The sequence below is a fragment of the Kistimonas ophiarachnellae genome (assembly GCF_057552235.1).
In genome coordinates, this window is the sequence record NZ_BAAJPA010000020.1 from 24,976 (window position 1) to 43,349 (window position 18,374).

Consider the following 18,374-nt stretch of genomic DNA (forward strand, 5'->3'; position numbering starts at 1 on the left):
ACTAACGCCCCTCAATGCCAAAGTAGACAGTGGCAAATGGTTGACCATTTCGAGCAACACCGACAGCCATATGGCCAAGGGTCTGACCAGCATGTTCCCTCAACCAGCGCGACACTTTAACGGGCGAAATCCGGAACCAGTCCGCCAGGGGTTCCAGCAAATGACGGATATCACCCAGCACCATATCAGCGTCGTACAAGTTGAGATCAAACGACTTGCGGGGATTACCCGGTTCTTCGACCTCGAGACACATCAATTCTTCTACCGGGACACGCCCGGCAGCGAGCATCAGAACCTGCTGCGCAAATAATGACAAAGGTTCATGCTTGTCACCAAGATATTTTGACAGCTCGTGAACCAGCTGGTTTTGTACATCGTCCGGTTTCAACCAGTAACGCGTGATGGCATGTCGCATGGGTTCGGAGACATCCCACTTCAAGGCCTGGTGTACGAGAACGGGCTCCTTGACGCGACCTTTTTCCATCGCTTTGCGAACCTTCGAGGCGAACTCCACGTACAATTTGCAGAGCCTTGTGTCAGATTCTGCCTCAAAACCCAGATGGACAATATCGGCCTCAGACAGGATTGCCAAGAGCGCGTCAAGCCTGTCAGCAGGTGCATTTAATTGCTGGCAAAGGCGTGACAGCCTCTGTTCGGGCTGCTGGCCCAGGGTCGATTTATGCACCGTCATCAGGAATCGGTCATCCAGCATCTGGTGATCACTGAACTTCACCGAGCGCTCAAAACCATAGGGGGCCTTAAGCGCCTCTGCAAAGGTCGCCAGCACTGCCGATTCCGGATGCTGCATCAGTCCGCCTGCCTTGCCACTACCAGGGTACTTGTACGGCTGTAGGCAGATAAATGGGCGGAACCGGTTTTCTCATCGGCCAGTAGCATATTCACCTGGATCAGGTCGGATTCCGACAACACGCCCACGGCACGCTTGAGACGCAGCGTGTTGAGAATGTAGCCATACCGGGCGCGGGCATATTCACTGCGGGCAAAGAAGAGATCACGTTCGGCGTCCAGGACAGATAGACTGGTGGTCAGACCGGAAGAGTAGCCGACCCGCTTGGCCTCAACCGCCAGTTCATAGGACTCTACCGATTTCGCAAGGGATTCCACTTTGGCAATATCGGTCATCACGCCATCGTAGGCAGACAATGTTTGACGTTTGACCGCCCGCCTCTCCTGCTCCTGTTCCTGAAGGGTTCGGCTGAGCAGGTCAGCAGCTTCACGCACCCTGGACGACACCAGCCCACCCGAATATATCGGGATATTAAGCGACAGAGTCGCAGCAGTAGTGCTGACCTCGCTGCCGCCCCCGTAGAGTGAGCCCTGGGTATCGTTATTGTTGTAACCAATATTGAGATCCACTGTTGGATAGTGAGCACCCTTGAGCGCTTTCACTTCCTCCCTTGCGGCCTCCACGGTATGGGCGAGAACCCTCAGTTCCGGGTTATATTCCAGCGCCGTCGTCAGCCATTCGCTGGTATTGTTCGGCACAGGCGACACCAGCGGCACCTCGGCCTTCAGCAACGCCAGCGAGGCCGGTGTACTGCCGGTGAGTTCACTGACCATTTCCAGGCTGTCTTTCAGACGACTGCGGACTTCCAGGCCCCGCGCCCTGGTTTGCAGGTAGCGGGCCTGGGCATCCAGGTAGTCTGTCTCCCGGGCAAGGCCGTCCTGCCGCCTGGCCTTGATCAGCTCAAAGTGCTGCCGGACCGACTTCTCTTCCGCCGCAATGTAGGTGTTTTCCTCGTATACGGCGAGCGCCGCAAAATAGGCTTCGGCGGTTCTCAGCAGGAGATCCTGTTCCAGCGCGCCGAGTTCCGCGATGTACTGTTCATCCAGTGCTTCCGCCTGGCGCAGCCTGGCCCAGTTGCTGTAGCTGTAGACAGACTGGGTAATCGAGAGCGTGTAATCGTCCGCCGAGTAGCGGGTGGAGCCAGAATCCAGAACCGGATTATCGGAACGCTTGATATCCTGGTCGTTTTCTGTCCGGCTGACGGAGAAAGAGATCGAGGGCAACAGATCCGCCCGGATCTGCGTGTAACCTTCGGCATCCGCGCTGAACTGATGAATACCCGCCAGGTAAACAGGATCGTTTTTCAGAGCCTTCTGGTAGATATCAGACAAGTCTTCCGCATGGGCGAATCCCGCACCGGCCAGCAACAGACCGGCAACCTGAATCGCACGTATTTTTCTGGGCCATCTGGCATTGTTCATTGCGCAAATTGCTCCCTTTGCCAGCGGCAAAAACATTATTATTTTTTGTGACATTGTTATCGGTTTTTACAATTTTACGCACTATTTTATTTCATTCGCAAATTTAATCTGCTTAACCATACGACGAGAAAGGTTAATTAACGACTCTACATTCGCGCTTTTATATTCCTGCACAGACAGTCAATTTAAACCTGAGTCATTGCACGAAAAATGAATACAGGATGCATGGAAAACATGACGATTCAATGAATGACCCGACAATGTTTCCACATACTTTTCCCGCCAGATATTACCCTGGATGACGCATCGGCGATTAAAAAAGTTATATAAATATATCGATATATAATATTTATCCAAATCACAAGGTTATCTTATTTAATTAGCCTGAATCGTCGTCTGCAATTAAACGTCTTTTATCGTTTATTTAGAATAATATTCCCGCCGCACTATCCAGTGCAGACAACCTGCAGATATCTCGTTACATAACAACGTACATTTCACGCTTTGGCTCCTCCCCATGCTGGTTTAGAATGCGCAGTTTTTATTCGCCATCATTACCGTGAAGGATCCTGCCGATCCGGTGGCTGCTTAGTACAAGAGAGGCTGTTTTTCATGTCCACAGAATCCCCCAAGGTCGGCTTTGTCAGCCTGGGCTGCCCGAAAGCCCTGGTCGACTCTGAACGCATCCTGACCCAACTGAAGCTGGACGGCTATGAGGTCGTCAACAGCTACGAAGGCGCCGACGTGGTAGTGGTGAATACCTGTGGATTCATTGACGACGCCAAGAAAGAGTCCCTGGACGCCATCGGTGAAGCGATCAAGGAAAACGGCAAGGTCATTGTTACCGGCTGTATGGGTAAAGATGAGAACAGCATCCGCTCCGTGCACCCGAGCGTTCTGAGTGTCACCGGCCCGCATGCCTATGAAGAAGTGGTCGGCGCCGTGCATGAGTGGGTGCCGCCGTCCAAAGAACACAATCCCTTTGTGGACCTGGTTCCGCCGCAGGGCATCAAGCTAACCCCTCGCCATTACGCTTACCTGAAAATATCAGAAGGCTGCAACCACAGCTGCAGTTTCTGCATTATTCCGGACCTGCGCGGCAAACTGGTCAGCCGTCCTTCCGGCGACGTGCTGGAAGAAGCCGAACGCCTGGTCGATGCAGGCACCCGGGAACTGCTGGTTGTCTCCCAGGACACCAGCGCCTACGGTGTCGATCTGAAGTACCGTACCCACTTCTGGCAGGGCCAGCCGGTGAAAACACGCCTGAAAGAACTGGCCACCGAGCTGGGTCGTCTTGGCGCCTGGGTACGTTTGCACTATGTCTACCCTTACCCCAATGTGGATGACCTGATCCCACTGATGGCCGAAGGCCTCGTCTTGCCTTACCTGGACATTCCGCTGCAACACGCCAGCCAGCATACGCTCAAGGCCATGAAGCGTCCGGCGCATAGCGAAAACACACTGGCACGTATCCAGAACTGGCGGAAGATCTGTCCGGAAATTGCCCTGCGCTCCAGCTTTATCGTGGGCTTCCCCGGTGAGACCGAAGACGACTTCCAACAGCTGCTCAACTTCCTGGAAGAAGCGCGACTGGAACGGGTCGGCTGCTTCAAGTATTCCGCTGTGGATGGCGCCCGCGCCAATGCACTACCCGGCGCTGTTCCTGAAGAAGTGAAAGAAGAACGCTGGGAGCGCCTGATGGAAGTCCAGCAACGTATCAGTGCAGAAAAACTGCAGGAAAAAGTCGGTCGCCAGATGCAGGTACTGGTTGATGGCACCAATGAAGACGGTGATGTCTTTGGCCGCAGCTATGCCGATGCGCCGGATATCGACGGTGTCGTCTGGCTGGAAAACGGTCAGGGCCTGCAACCCGGCGACCTGACCGACGTAGAAATCTTTGATGCTGACGAGTACGACCTTTACGCTCGCCCAGCCCCCCGGGATGAATAACATTCAGCCCTGAATATACGACTCCTTTTCTACAGGGGTTCCCGTTCACACGGGAATCCCTTCACTAAAAGACGTCTATGGAAGTCTACCTTTTAAGACTTTCAGGTTATGAACAATAATTCCTTTATGACTGCAAACTATTGTCAGAAGCCTTGCCCTTCCTCATATACTGAATAATGAACATGGAGGGAACCATTATGACAATAAAAGACCATCCGCATCCGGGCTTGATTTTGTCCAGATTCCTCGCTCGACGTTATATCACCGTAGGTGATCTCTGTACCCAGATGGACATTCAGTCCAGCCATATTGAAAGCGTATTACACGGTCGAAGGCGAATTGGCGCCTTGTTTGCCCACAGGCTCTGTCAGGCCATTGGTGGAAAACCACAGATCTGGATGAGACTGCAAAAGCGTTACGACAATGCTCGCCTAAACACACTGCCCTGATAGCTTTAACCCGCAAAGGTGGCTTTCCAGTCACCTTTTCATTTATAAAACCTGATGCTTTCTTATCACAAAAAAACGCTGCCCATACTGACGACTACAGTCAGTCATCAATATGAGCAGCGCGCTGTTCCTGCTTCCAGTCAGTAACCGTTACTGAGGATTCCAGTCACCCGTTTTATCACCTTCAAGAATTTCCGGATTGAGCAGGTGGTGGGAGCCATTCCAGACAGGGAAGTAGTTAAAGCCCCGGTCAGTCCATGCAGGATCGAGAATAGGTCTGAAGTCCCGTGTATCAAGCACCGTGAAGAAGATGTTTCGAATCCGCTTGATGGGCTTCCAGGTTCTGACCTCTTCCCAGAGCACGCCTATCTTATTGTCGCCAAGGTACATGGTGGAAACATTGGAAAAACCGGATTTAGTGATCGGCTGAACAATATTCACCGGTGAATAATCACGGTTAAACATTTCATCAGGATCAATCCGGTGCGACCAGGCTTCCCGACGGTTGTCCAGCCCCTCGTACCAGCTATAGAAAACACTGGTTGTGTAGTAGATATACTCACCATCCGTCGCAAGACCTGATTGCGTTGGCGTCACAAAACGACCAGTCAGTGCAACATTATTTCCCTCACTGTCTTTTGGCCCCTGCGCATTAAAACCCTTGAGCCAGGTTTTGCCGCCATCGGTACTATAGGCCAGGCCGGACCCGTCATATTCATACTCGCCACTCAGACGTGAGAACATGTGCAGGGTGCCTTTGAGGTAAACAATCTGTTTTTCCGTGAAGCCTGCGTTGGCATTACCGGTACTCAACCGATTTGAAAGCTGCCAGGTGTCGCCATCATCATCGGTGTAAGCGGCCTTGAACAGCCCCCCTGGCATAGTGTTACCCTGGCATTCAGCGGGTATCGGGTATTTGGTTCCGGCCTTGCCCGGGAAGTCCCGTGTATGGAAAGGCAGCAGTATACGACCACCATCCGGTTCTCCGGCAGGAATCTGGATAGCACGCCCCGGACCGATGACCAGTGCCTCACAGCGATCACCAAACACGCTGGACATATCTTGCGGCTCAGACCAGGTATTGCCATTGTCCGAACTCTTTGTGTGCATCACAGCCACTTTCAGCAGGGTATGCGTGTTCTGGTAACTGACAACATGGTTGTAGTACAGGTGCAGCACCCCGGTTACCTGGTTGTAGACCGACACCGGATTCATCAGATTGTGCTTGTAGCCAGCGCCATCAGTCTTGGCTCTCGGCGCATTTTCAGGAAGCAGGATCCTGCGGGAACTGGTCAGCTTGCCGGTATCCTTTTTCAGGGTACGCATGACGATGCTCTGGCGCTTGTAGTCGTTCGTCGCCAGGGGATCGAGGCGCCGTTCGGCAAAAAAAACAACATCACCGTTATTCAACTGCGCCATGCTTGGAATACGGTATTTATCATCTGTTTTTGAACCAAAGACAAACAGGTTGTGGGCACTGCGGTAACGGCCATCCTTGACAGGATCTACAAAATTTTCAGCCGATACCGTAAGAGACATGGACAGTGGAACAAGACAAGCGACTTGCGCCCACCGCTTAACCAAGTGGCGACGTATACCTGAAAACATGTTCACCTCTCTTTTTATTATTATTTGCGATCAACAGAGTAACCGGTTTCATCACACTGACAATTGACTGTTTTACCCTTAATTTCGCAATAATCGGCCATAATCTGCTCTTTCAATTGCGATTAATGTATTCCCTGTTGTGTTGCCTGCTCTTCTTTCAGGGAATTGCATTTTTTAATGCCTCATAAAGCAAGGTATTCAAAGGAAACAATCGTTACCTGAAAAATGATGATGTTATTCAGCACTAACGATACCTGGACAGGCTCACAAGGCTTACGGCTTCTTTGCTTTATTTGCCATCATTACCGAGAAGTAACTGACAGCTCATAACAGCAAATAGCCCGGGCCCACTGAGAGAGACCACTTTAGTACAAAAACTACAAAAACTCGGGCTAAAGTCATGATCAGGAATAAAACGACCCTTTCGCTTGCACTCGTAATGGGTACAACCCTGTTACACCCCGTTGATGCAGTTGCCGCATCAACAGAGTCCCTTTTTCACCAATTACCCGAAAATACCGCTGAATCGCGGGCATTAAGTATCCGTGAAAAATCCGTTAACGGTCAGATCGACAAGGTGTTTGTCGACGGCCTGAACCGGGAAGTCACCCTGCGCGGTTTCAATGTGTCCGGCAAAGTCAAGCTGGCGGAATACGGTTTCCAGCCCTTTGCCAATGTGGCTGACGCCCGGACCAGCTTTGACACCCTCGGCCAGAAGGTCGGCAGTAACATGGTGCGCTACACCGTCAGCTGGGAAGGCATCCATACGGCGCCAGGCACCATCGATTACAACTACCTGGACAACGCCATCGCCTACATGAAAGAGGCGATAAACAATGGCCTGTACGTCCTCGTGGATTACCATGCGGACCTCTACAGCCGCCACACCTTCAGGATGGACTCGAAAGACACCGGCAACGGCGCGCCCGGCTGGGCGGTGCATCCGGTCAACGGTAAAGACGACTGTGGTCTTCCCTGTGAGCTCACCTGGTCCGCCCACAAGCTCTCGGACAGCGCTGTGCGCAATGGCATGAAATCCTTCTGGTACGACCACTGGATCATGGATCGGGACCTGCCCGCGGCCGAGCTTTACCTTCCCGCCAGCAACACCTGTGCCGATATCGCCGGCGGTGACATGTCGGACTCCAACACGGTACTGTCCTGGCAGTGCAACAGCCAGCCCCACCAGCAGTGGTTGTATCAACAGGATGGCTCACTGCGTTCGGTCAAAAATACCAACCAGTGCCTGGACGTGGCCGGTGCGAAAACCGCGGACAATACCGACATCCAGATTTATCGCTGCAACAATTCCCGCGCCCAGCAGTTTATTCTCGACCAGCGCGGTCGCCTGCATAGCGCACTGGACTTCAACAAGTGTGTTGTCGATAACAACGGTAACCTGAAGCTAGCGGAATGCAGCCTCGGCAACACTAGCCAGCAGTTTGTCCTGCGCAGTGTCATGGACGGCGCCGACCTGGGCAGCGACCTGACCTACTCACAGACGGCATTTGTCTGGCAGATTGGCCAGGTAGCAGCCTACATGAAAGCCAACATGACCGAGTATGAATTTGCCCATGTCCTTGGCTTTGAGCCGTTAAATGAGCCGTTTGACGGTGGTGTCGGCAAGATGTCGTATAAAGAGTTCGACAACCAGTTGCTCTGGCCCTTCTACGAGCGCGTCCGCGCCGAGCTGGATCGTCAGGGTGTCACCGACAAACCAGTCTATGCCGAACCCATGGTGTTCTGGAGTTCCATCGCAGGTGTGACCGCACCAGCCACCGGTGGTCACTACCTGGATTACCAGCCCGGTGACGGTTTTGTTTTCACACCGCATTTCTACGACCAGGCGCGTATGGGCGTGGAAGACCTGTCTGTGGCCCGCAACGGCGCGCACTTCCCCAACCTCGACCTGATCCGTGATGAAGCCCGCTACCTGAACCTGGCGACTTTCCTGTCAGAGTTCGGCATGTGGCTTGAAGGCTGGGGACACACCGATACCGAGCGTGTCGTCAACGGCACATACCAAGCTATGGAATCCTCTGACCGGGTGCACGGTAAGGACCGTTACGTGGATTTCTACACACCGGTGGTCAGTGGCGCACAATGGCAGTGGGACATCTACTACGATAACCACTACGAATTCCAGAACGGCAATCCCAACAACCTGAAAACCGAGGACGACGCCTGGAACGCCGAGAACTTCTCGGTCATCAATAACTATGGCCAGGGGTACAACGTCAAGGCCAACCTGGTGGAACGCGCTTATCCCCGTGCAGTGCAGGGAGATATCATGCACTTCGCCTATGAAGGCCTTGTGCCTGATGAAGCCAGTGAACTCATGGCTTACCATTCGATTCGCGCCAGCCTGTCCGGCCAGTTCCGTGACCGGGAGTTCTTCCGTAACCACAAGTTTGCCTTCCTGACCTGGCGTGGTCGCACCAGCGATGCACCCACGGAAATCTACATCCCCCGTCATATGGATGCCACCGAGCTGACTGTCATCACCGAGGCGGGCGTATTCCAGGGCCTTGAGGTCAATGGCGGACTCAACCATACCCTGAACGAAGTGGCCATCTACAGTGATCCTGCCAAGCAGCCCGGTGCGGGTCATGTCGTTGCTATCTGGGATGATGTCGAAACGGGAGAAACGGCGCAGGGTTACCATTTCGCACTGGTCATCGACGGCAACGCGGGGCTGGATGCCGGCACCCTGGACGAACTGCAACAGGCCCTGAAAGAGACGGTCAACCAGCAGAAGAGTCCTGTTTACCTGACCCATACCATGACCCATGGCGGCTACCCTTCCGACAAGGGCGCAGGCAGTGCCACCAATGAAGGCTGGATGACCCTGGTTAACCAGGATACCGGCAAGTGCCTGGACGTAGCCGGCGGTCGCATTTTCAACGGTACGAATGTCCAAAGCTATCGCTGCAACGGCTCAAATGCGCAGCGCTGGTTCTATGACCAGTCATCGGGCTACCTGCGCTCAGGCGTTAACTGGAACCGCTGCCTGGACAATGGTGGACAGAACCGTAACGGCGGCAAGCTGGTAATCTGGACCTGCAAGAACAGCAAGAACATGCGCTGGGATCTGGTCGGTAACACCCTGCGCCCGAGGGTTAACCACAACTACGCGGTTGAGGCCTACGGCGCGGGCGACAGCTCCAATGTCGGCATGTCAAAGGTAGAGAACGGCGATGCCCGGCAAGCCTGGGAACGCCACTTCAAATAAGCGGTATTAGGTCTATAAGCCGAGACACCAGCTAACCCCGGTGTCTCGGCCTGTTTTTTATAGCAGCAAGCCTTCAGTGGACAGCGTCTGCAAACCTGCCATCAGGCCTTGCAGCCGACACGATCTACGCTTTGACGCATTCCCGAATATTTTCGATTTAATCCTTTGAACAAACCAACAGCGACGCTTCATTTGGCCTGAATGGTCGTCAACGCCGGGTGTTTTCATTGCGAACTGACAGGCAATGCTCAGCCCGAATACAAAAGCCATGCCTGTTCTGAAGAAGCTTCGGCGTGCCTGAAGTCTTTTACTGACCTTGTTCTCCTCTTCGCAGAAAGGCTCTTCCTGGGCAGGAGCAAGACGAATAAGTCAACATATTGCTGATCAAGACAGTAAAAATCACTAACTCATCAGAACAACTCAGAATCAGCCTTGTCTAGAGAAAGAAGTCCGAATAGCAGACGTCCTGAAACAGGAATCACCTGTAAGCCTGTTCGCGGTGATCCAGCATATTTGGCTTAATTTATACTCATTCTCTTACTGGCAAGCACTGAAAGGAGATCTATATCCGGTGCAACCGATAGTGTAACCAACAATACAGTAGCAAAAGGACTCCCATGGACAGAACCAGCAACCTTACAAATGCACCGGCTTTAAGATCGGCGCCTGCCACCAACGCAGACGTTCCAACCGCCAGTCCTGACAGTCAGGCAACGATCCCTGTAGTCGGCACGTCACCCAATGCTGCAGCCAGTCTCCATCCTGAAACAGGAAACCTGCCACAGCGGCGCGTACAAAATATAAGCGGTAAGAACGGCACACAGAAAGGCTTGATAGTGGAAAAAGATATTCTTTCCGTATTCAATGATGACATCCGGAAAAAACTTCTTCATTTTTTACAGCTGAACGCGACTATCGATCATCATGTTTATGCGGCTGAGATACCCCCGTCTACACGGGATCATACCGAACGTAAATACTATCGTGATATACTGTGTCGATGTTATGCAATTATTCCTGCCGCACCATTACCCCTGATTGATTCTGCAAAATCAACATCCTCTCATGATCAGAAAACCGAAAACCTCATCACAACCCTCAAGGCATACTTCCAGTTACCATTCTCACGACCACAGGTTGAAATGATCTTTTATGCCTCCTGTCTACACATGGAAATTAATAACAATATGCTGGATTTTGAAAGATGCTTTCTCTTGTTGGCAGCCTGGGGTCCTCAATACAGAACAACTTATAAAGATGACATAACGTTTATTCTAGAAACAAAAATTCCACCCTCCATAGTGTGCGATGACGCTATGGAGCAAACAATAATATTTGCCCTGATTATCGCGTGGTCCTGCATGGTAGGACCTAAAAATGGAAGCTCATTATCAGAACATTCTCTGAAGATAATTACGCATATATATAATGCCGATCAGGAGAGCAATGTACATAGAACCGAGAAACAATCCATTATTCTTGCAATCAAAGAATTAAGGAATTATATACGGAGAACGAACAAAAATTTGATAGAAGAACATAAAAAAGATTTTGCTGACAACATTTTAAAAACGATTCCAACGGATTCCTGCAATATGGATTTGTCACAAACTAAAAAAGATATATCGGAGAAAGAAAAAGGTAAACTTGAAGAGCTTACACTCTTTACCAAACTGACCGGTGTACTGAAAAATGCTTTTGCGTCAGAAATACCACCAACGCTTAACGCATGCAAAAAAGCTGACCAACAAATCAAGGACAGCTGCCAGGCAACAGACGCCAGTATAAAGAGCTACAGTGTAGAAGATCAAATCATAGAAATCATAAAGCAGGAAGCCCAAAAAGCCCTTGAAAATGGCACTATTAAAAAAACCAATAAGCCATCAGTGGATGATATCGAAACCTACACAAAATTCGCCATTTATAAATATCTTCATTCGTTTTTTTATGATTCACATGCGATTCGCGCGCTACTGATCGAAAAGGCAATTAGCATGCTGGATGAGTGCATTAATGCATTTTTTAGTTATACCGATTGACCTGTCTCATTGCACAGCTAATGGTCAACTATTCCGACAGCCGCATCATTGGTGCTGACGCCTTAAATGTTTCCCCTGGTCAAAAGCAATAAACGCTTTTCTGTTCTCAATGCTATTTTACCAGGCCATTCCTTCATGTGATTCCAGACCTGTTCGTCAGGATTAAGCCCTGGCGAATAGCCGGGTAGACAATGCAACTTCAGCAGCGGACTCCTGACTGACATCATTCTGCAGCCGTTTTGAACGATGGACTCGATGTCCGTCAGTCATCACAATGACAGGCTTGTTAACGCCCTGGACAAGACCTTTGAGAAAGCGAATCAACATACATTGATCCATTTTGCCAGCAAACATTTTATACCAGGGAAAACCTCCAGCGCTTACCGTCGGCATCTCTGGCCAAACCAACTCGCCAGACAAAAGTCTTGGCCATAAACTCATGTGTCTATTGTTGATTGATACGTGATTCCTGATGACCCGGAACATATCATTTTGGTGGTCGGTGATCCTGCTTGCGCTCGTAGCCTTCATGTTCAACACATCCGAGTTTGTCCCCGTCGGTCTTCTGACGTCACTCGGCAAGAGTTTCAACATGAGTGCTGTGGAAGTCGGTCCCATACTGACCATCTACGCAACCGTTGTGGCACTCGCCTCGCTGCCGGCAGTGTTGATGTTTGAACGCTTTGAGCGTAGAGACCTGCTACTGAAGGTATTAACCTTTTTCGTGGTCAGTCATGGCGTCTGCGCCATGGCTTCGAGCTACCCTGTTCTGATCGCTGGTCGAGTGGGTATCGCCCTTGCCCATTCACTGTTCTGGGCAGTGTCTCCAGCCATCATTGTACGCCTGGCGCCAAAGAGGTATAGAGCCACGGTATTGGGGTTACTCTCCTCCGGTGTCGTGTTGGCATCCGTCCTGGGGATTCCGGTGGGACGAATCATTGATCAGCTCCTGGGCTGGCGCGTCACGTTTGCGATGATTGGTTTCATCACATTGATACTGATGCTTGGGCTTTGGCGAACCCTGCCCAGGCTGCCTGCCGAACACGGTGGAGATTTAAAAAGCCTCTCAGACCTGCGCCGCAACAGGGCTCTCATGGGGTTATTTTGCCTGGAGATCCTGTTGATCACCGCCCATTTCTCGGTATACACCTACCTGGAACCCATACTGATTGAACACTTTGGATATACGCCGGGACTCACCACCGTGTTCCTTTTGTTGTTTGGATTCTCCGGGCTGCTGGGCAGCGTGCTGTTCATCCGATATCAGGACAACCATCCGCTGGCTCTGCTGGTCATGGCTATGGTCACACTGGGTCTCTGTCTGTCAACCCTGTCAATGATGGGTCATTACCTGTGGTCACTGGTCATGCTGTTCATGGTGTGGGGAGCGGCCATTATCCTGATCGCATTATCACTGATGTCCTGGTGTCTCAAGTTGGCGCCAGAGGCCACCGATGTGGCAATGGCTATTAACTCCGGCCTGTACAATGTTGGCATTGGCGGAGGGGCATTGCTTGGCAACATACTGGCTCACCACTTTGGTGTAGGACATAACGGTGCGTTTGCCGTCTTGCTGGTTCTGGCAGGTGTGATCCCCCTGGTATTCCTGTTTCGAGCCTTCGCCAACATCCGAATGCCACAATAGCAGCCCGGGAAAATGTGTCGGGATCGTGGGGCGTTATAACTGCCTGCGACCTGGAACTGGCTAAAAAGGCTAACAGTTTTTTTGTTAACGTAGGTCGGGTCGCTTGCGAGCCGACGTTTTACCGGCAGACGACGTCGGCTTCCTTTGGAAACCGACTTACCCGGGAAACCTGCAAATTTTAGCAAGCAATACAGAACAGGCGACCGAGCCTTAAACAGTGGTTAGAAAAAACAATGGGTATTACAAGAGTTGACCGCTCTAAACACGCATAAAAAACCTCAGCAATCAAGCTATTTTATTCGCTTAACTGCTGAGGCATTTCTATTTACGCACTGCTGATCAACAAGCTCCTGATGATCAATCCTGATAACTCTCTACCGGCGGGCAGCTGCACATCAGGTGACGGTCACCGTAGACGTTGTCGACACGGTTGACCGATGGCCAGAACTTGCTGCGCGCAACGCTCGGCACCGGATAAGCGGCTTCTTCACGGGTGTAGGGACGATCCCACTCGTTATCCAGAATATCCGCCAGGGTGTGCGGCGCTCTTACCAGCATATTGTTTTCAGCATCCAGCTCACCATTTTCAACCCGGGCGATTTCATGACGGATCTGCGCCATGGCTTCGATGAAACGATCCAGCTCGGCCTTGGACTCACTTTCCGTCGGCTCGACCATCAGCGTACCGGCAACCGGGAAGCTCATGGTCGGCGCATGGAAACCGAAGTCCATCAGACGCTTGGCGATATCTTCCTCGGTGATACCGCTGGCCGCCTTGAGCGGACGGATATCGATGATGCACTCGTGCGCCACGCGACCATTCCGACCGGTGTACAGCACTGGATAGTACTCAGCCAGTTTCTTCGCCAGGTAGTTGGCGTTCATCAGGGCCACGGCGGTAGACTTGCGGATACCTTCACTGCCCATCATGCGGATATACGCCCACGGAATCGGCAGGATGGAAACGGAGCCCCAGGGCGCGGCGCTGATTGCAGTGCTTTCCGGATTCGGTCCATCCAGCTTAATGACACTGTGGTTGGCAACGAAAGGAATCAGGTGTTTCTTGATACCGATCGGTCCCATACCCGGGCCACCGCCACCATGAGGAATGCACAGGGTCTTGTGCAGGTTCCAGTGGGACACATCCGCACCGATTTCCGCCGGCTTGGAGACACCCACCTGGCCATTCATGTTGGCACCATCCATGTACACCTGGCCACCGTTGGCGTGGATGATGTCACAAATTTCACGGATACCTTCTTCGTACACACCATGGGTGGACGGATAGGTGATCATCAGCGCAGCCAGCTTATCCTTCATGTCTTCGGCTTTCTGCTTGAGATCGGCGACATCAACGTTGCCCTTCTCATCGCAGGCCGTGACCACAACCTTCATACCCGCCATCGCCGCAGACGCCGGGTTGGTACCGTGCGCAGACGCCGGAATCAGGCAGATATTCCGGTGTCCTTCACCAATGCTTTCCAGGTAGTTACGGATCGCCATCAGGCCCGCGTACTCACCCTGGGCGCCGGAGTTTGGCTGCATGCTCACCGCATCAAAGCCGGTGATAATTTCCAGGTATTCTTCCAGCTCACGGATCATCTGGCGGGTGCCTTCAGACTGTTTAACCGGCACGAACGGGTGCATGCGGCCCAGCTCCGGCCAGGTCACCGGCAGCATTTCGGTGGTGGCGTTGAGCTTCATGGTGCAGGAGCCCAGCGGAATCATGGAATGATTCAGGGCCAGGTCGCGATCTTCCAGGCGCTTGATGTAGCGCAGCATCTCGGTTTCAGAGTGATAGCTGTTGAAGACCGGATGAGTCAGGATGGCGTCGTCACGCATCAGTTCCGCTGGAATAGAAGCAGAACCTTTTGAGGTGATCTGGCTGTCCAGTGTATCAACACTGAGACCGTGGCCTTCGCCCAGCACGATATCCCACAGGCTGACAATATCGTCACGGGTGGTGCATTCATCCAGACTGATACTCAGGCGGTTGTCTTCAAAGACACGCAGGTTAACCTGGCGGGCATCGGCACGCGCCAGGATGGCGGCCTTGTCCTTCACCTGCAGAGTGATAGTGTCAAACCAGGTATCGTTCTGCAGGGTGACGCCTTTGGCTTTCAGACCAGCTGCCAGGATATCGGTCAGACGATGGATGCGGGTCGCAATATTCTTCAGTCCTTCCGGACCATGGTAAACCGCATAGAAAGAGGCCATGTTGGCCAGCAGAACCTGAGCGGTACAGATGTTACTGGTCGCCTTCTCACGACGGATGTGCTGCTCACGAGTCTGCATGGCGAGGCGATAGCCCTTGTTGCCACGTTGGTCGATGGAAACACCGATCACACGGCCCGGCAAGGAGCGCTTGTGTGTTTCGCTGGTCGCAAAGAACGCAGCGTGTGGGCCACCGTAGCCCATTGGCACACCGAAACGCTGGGCACTGCCCAGTACGACATCAGCGCCCAGGGAGCCCGGTGATTTCATCAAAATCAGGCTCATGATATCCGCTACTACGGAGACGATACACTTCTGTCCCTGCAGTTCAGCGATCAGGCTCTGGGGATTGCGGATCTCGCCATAGGTATCAGAGTAAGCAATCAGCGCACCGAAACTGTCGTGGTTCACAGCTTCAGCGGCAGGCCCAACGATGATATCGACATCAAAACCCTTCGCACGGGTTTTCACCACGTCAATCGTTTGCGGATGGCAGTTTTCATCGATATAGAACAGGTTGCTCTTCTTGTTCTTGGAGACACGGCGCGCCAGACCAAGCGCTTCACCGGCAGCGGTACCTTCATCCAGCAGGGAAGCGCTGGCCAGGTCCAGACCGGTCAGGTCCATGGTCAGCTGCTGGAAGTTCACCAGGGCTTCCATCCGGCCCTGGGCGATTTCCGGCTGATAAGGGGTATACGCGGTATACCAGCCCGGATTCTCAAAGACATTACGCAGGATAACGGTCGGCGTCAGCGTATCGTGGTAGCCCATGCCGATGAAGCTGCGATACATCTTGTTCTTCGCCAGCATGTTCTTCAGATAGGACAGGGTTTCCGCTTCTGTATGGGCTTCACCCACCCTGGGCGCCTCGGCCTGCAAAATGCTGCCGGGGATGGTGTTGTCGAGCAGCTCTTCCAGGGAGCCCAGGCCGAGTTCGGCCAGGATTTCCGCCGTCTCCTGTTCACCGGGACCGATATGACGACGGATAAATTCGTTCTTGTTTTCCAGATCCTTCAGGGACGCATGTTCAGCAGTCATTCGCACATTCCAGCCAATAAACCAATGCCATTAATAACAAAGCCCCGACAGTCGTCGAGGCTTTGTATCCCTACCAGTCAATCACGACCATCGCTGATCCCGGTCAACGGCTGCCCTGTGGACAGACATTCTCTATCACCTTCGTCTAACCATTTCCCCATCAGGGTGAGGGAAGCATCAGGACAGAGAACCGGATTACGCATGGCGGAGAACCAGCCTCTTACTCTTCAGATTCACACAGTTCTGCGTAAGCGTCTGCATCCAGCAGTTCAGACAGCTCACCTTCGTCGCTGGGCTTCAGGCGGAAGAACCAGCCTTCGCCATAGGGCTCGGAGTTCACCAGCTCAGGGGCTTCTTCCAGCGCTTCGTTAATCGCCACAACTTCACCTGACAGCGGCGCGTACAGGTCAGACGCCGCTTTTACGGACTCAACCACACCGGCTTCATCGTTCGCGCTGACTTCGGAGCCCACTTCCGGCAATTCAACAAACACCACGTCGCCGAGCGATGCCTGGGCATGATCGGTGACACCGATGGTGACGGTGCCATCCTCTTCCATGCGGATCCATTCATGCGATGAGACATAGCGCAGTTCAGAAGGAATGCTGCTCATTAATCCAATCCTCTAGCTTTACGTTACCTGACAGAATTCGAGCCACTCAGGTGTCAGTCGAATACTTTCTTACCGTTACGAACGAAACCGGCCTTGATCACCCGGACCGGCAGGGATTTACCACGGACATCCACCACCGCTTCGCTGCCGGTGCCGGCAGGCACCCGCGCCATGGCAATGGCATGCCCCAGGGTGGGCGAGAAGGTACCGCTGGTGATCACCCCTTCCCCTAAACCTTCCACAATCACTTTCTGTCCGGGACGCAGCACACCGCGTCCTTCCAGCACCAGGCCGACCAGGCGGTCATACTGGCCATCCGCCTTGATGGCTTCCAGAGCAGAGCGACCGATAAAATCACGATCCGCCGGCTCCCAGGCCACACACCAGCCCATATTAGCAGACAGTGGACTGATGCTTTCGTCCATGTCGGAACCGTACAGGTTCATGCCGGCTTCAAGGCGCAGGGTGTCACGGGCGCCGAGGCCTGCCGGTCGGACACCGGCTTCCAGCAATGCTTTCCAGAAGGATTCCGCTTCTTTCTCCGGCACCACGATTTCCAGGCCGTCTTCACCGGTGTAACCGGTTCTGGCAATAAACCAGCCTTCCACTTCGATACCCTGGAAGACTTTCAGTTCACGGATCACTTCAGCCTTGGTTGCAGACACCGCCAGCGCCGCCTTTTCACGGGCATTCGGTCCCTGAACGGCGATCATGGCCATTTCAGGACGTTCTTCCAGGGAGACTTCAAAGCGAGCCGCCTGCCTGGTCATCCATTCGAGATCTTTTTCACGGGTTGCGCAGTTGACGACAACGCGGTACCAGTCGCCCATGCCATAGACGATCAGGTCGTCAATCACCCCGCCTTCGGGGTTCAGCATGCCGCTGTAGAGGGCCTTGCCGGGAGTGGTGAGTTTGTCGACATCATTGGCGAGAAGGTGGCGGAGGAAATCCCGGGCATCCTGACCCGAAATATCAATGACCGTCATGTGGGAAACATCGAACATGCCGGCGTCCTGACGCACGGCGTGGTGCTCTTCAACCTGAGAGCCGTAATGGAGAGGCATATCCCAGCCGCCGAAATCCACGAGTTTACCGCCGGCCTGCTGATGCGCTTCGTACAGCGCCGTCTTCTTGCCCATGTGCTTGTCGTCCCGATATATAGTGACAGGAAAGCCCTTGTCGGAAAGGGCTGTCTTTCTGCTAGCAACCGTAGTGGGACTGGCATTCTAACCAGATGATTTATAGGGAACAACCGCGCAGATCAACGAAATTTGGAGTTTTTTTCACCAACAACACGTATCCAGATCAATACTTTTTTTCGCAATTAACGTACATACCACCGGAAAACCGCTCTAAC

The 18,374-nt window shown here is 52.8% G+C and carries 14 protein-coding genes; 5 read left to right on the forward strand and 9 right to left on the reverse strand.

What is annotated here, in order from left to right; all coding sequences use genetic code 11:
* Position 1: 1 nt before the first annotated feature.
* Together AC27K1_RS19615 and AC27K1_RS19620 are read right to left on the reverse strand one after the other, a co-directional pair.
* Positions 2 to 808, reverse strand: a complete 807-nt coding sequence (locus tag AC27K1_RS19615) for a hypothetical protein (RefSeq protein WP_487152489.1) — start codon at positions 806 to 808, stop codon at positions 2 to 4.
* Positions 808 to 2,229: a TolC family outer membrane protein gene (locus tag AC27K1_RS19620; RefSeq protein ID WP_487152490.1), complete on the reverse strand. Its 1,422-nt coding sequence runs from the start codon at positions 2,227 to 2,229 to the stop codon at positions 808 to 810. The genes AC27K1_RS19615 and AC27K1_RS19620 overlap by 1 nt, the downstream gene beginning before the upstream one ends.
* A 612-nt stretch (positions 2,230 to 2,841) precedes the next feature.
* Between AC27K1_RS19620 and rimO the strand changes: the two genes are divergently transcribed.
* Entirely contained in the window at positions 2,842 to 4,179 is a 1,338-nt protein-coding gene (gene rimO / locus AC27K1_RS19625; protein ID WP_487152491.1) for a 30S ribosomal protein S12 methylthiotransferase RimO, read from the forward strand.
* A 197-nt stretch (positions 4,180 to 4,376) separates the two neighbouring features.
* Positions 4,377 to 4,628, forward strand: a complete 252-nt coding sequence (locus AC27K1_RS19630; RefSeq protein WP_487152492.1) for a HigA family addiction module antitoxin — start codon at positions 4,377 to 4,379, stop codon at positions 4,626 to 4,628.
* Positions 4,629 to 4,778: 150 nt separating this feature from the next.
* Here the strand turns inward: AC27K1_RS19630 and AC27K1_RS19635 are convergent, their stop codons facing one another.
* Positions 4,779 to 6,167 carry a sialidase family protein gene (locus tag AC27K1_RS19635; protein WP_487152493.1) on the reverse strand — a complete coding sequence of 463 codons (1,389 nt, stop codon included), beginning with the start codon at positions 6,165 to 6,167 and terminating at the stop codon, positions 4,779 to 4,781.
* Positions 6,168 to 6,636: 469 nt separating this feature from the next.
* Between AC27K1_RS19635 and AC27K1_RS19640 the strand changes: the two genes are divergently transcribed.
* On the forward strand, positions 6,637 to 9,468 hold the full coding sequence (locus AC27K1_RS19640; protein WP_487152494.1) for a ricin-type beta-trefoil lectin domain protein: 2,832 nt from the start codon (positions 6,637 to 6,639) through the stop codon (positions 9,466 to 9,468).
* Between the two features lie 617 nt (positions 9,469 to 10,085).
* On the forward strand, positions 10,086 to 11,507 hold the full coding sequence (locus AC27K1_RS19645) for a hypothetical protein (protein WP_487152495.1): 1,422 nt from the start codon (positions 10,086 to 10,088) through the stop codon (positions 11,505 to 11,507).
* 62 nt (positions 11,508 to 11,569) lie between these two features.
* On the opposite strand, the gene AC27K1_RS19650 is transcribed toward AC27K1_RS19645, so the two are convergent.
* Positions 11,570 to 11,734 carry a transposase gene (locus AC27K1_RS19650; RefSeq protein ID WP_487152496.1) on the reverse strand — a complete coding sequence of 55 codons (165 nt, stop codon included), beginning with the start codon at positions 11,732 to 11,734 and terminating at the stop codon, positions 11,570 to 11,572.
* Positions 11,670 to 11,834 carry a hypothetical protein gene (locus tag AC27K1_RS19655; RefSeq protein WP_487152520.1) on the reverse strand — a complete coding sequence of 55 codons (165 nt, stop codon included), beginning with the start codon at positions 11,832 to 11,834 and terminating at the stop codon, positions 11,670 to 11,672. Before AC27K1_RS19655 ends, AC27K1_RS19650 begins: the two co-directional genes overlap by 65 nt.
* Before the next feature lie 145 nt (positions 11,835 to 11,979).
* Here AC27K1_RS19655 and AC27K1_RS19660 point away from each other — a divergent pair, with 145 nt between their 5' ends.
* On the forward strand, positions 11,980 to 13,152 hold the full coding sequence (locus tag AC27K1_RS19660; RefSeq protein ID WP_487152497.1) for a sugar transporter: 1,173 nt from the start codon (positions 11,980 to 11,982) through the stop codon (positions 13,150 to 13,152).
* A gap of 357 nt (positions 13,153 to 13,509) precedes the next feature.
* On the opposite strand, the gene gcvP is transcribed toward AC27K1_RS19660, so the two are convergent.
* The 4 genes from gcvP to gcvT form a co-directional block, all read right to left on the reverse strand.
* A complete protein-coding gene (gene gcvP / locus AC27K1_RS19665) occupies positions 13,510 to 16,404 on the reverse strand; it encodes an aminomethyl-transferring glycine dehydrogenase (RefSeq protein ID WP_487152498.1) in 2,895 nt (964 codons plus the stop codon).
* Positions 16,405 to 16,481: 77 nt separating this feature from the next.
* Complete coding sequence (locus AC27K1_RS19670) at positions 16,482 to 16,607, reverse strand: hypothetical protein (RefSeq protein ID WP_487152499.1); 126 nt, start codon at positions 16,605 to 16,607, stop codon at positions 16,482 to 16,484.
* 17 nt (positions 16,608 to 16,624) lie between these two features.
* Entirely contained in the window at positions 16,625 to 17,017 is a 393-nt protein-coding gene (gene gcvH / locus AC27K1_RS19675) for a glycine cleavage system protein GcvH (RefSeq protein ID WP_395179538.1), read from the reverse strand.
* Between the two features lie 53 nt (positions 17,018 to 17,070).
* A complete protein-coding gene (gene gcvT / locus AC27K1_RS19680; protein ID WP_487152500.1) occupies positions 17,071 to 18,156 on the reverse strand; it encodes a glycine cleavage system aminomethyltransferase GcvT in 1,086 nt (361 codons plus the stop codon).
* Between the last annotated feature and the right edge of the window lie 218 nt (positions 18,157 to 18,374).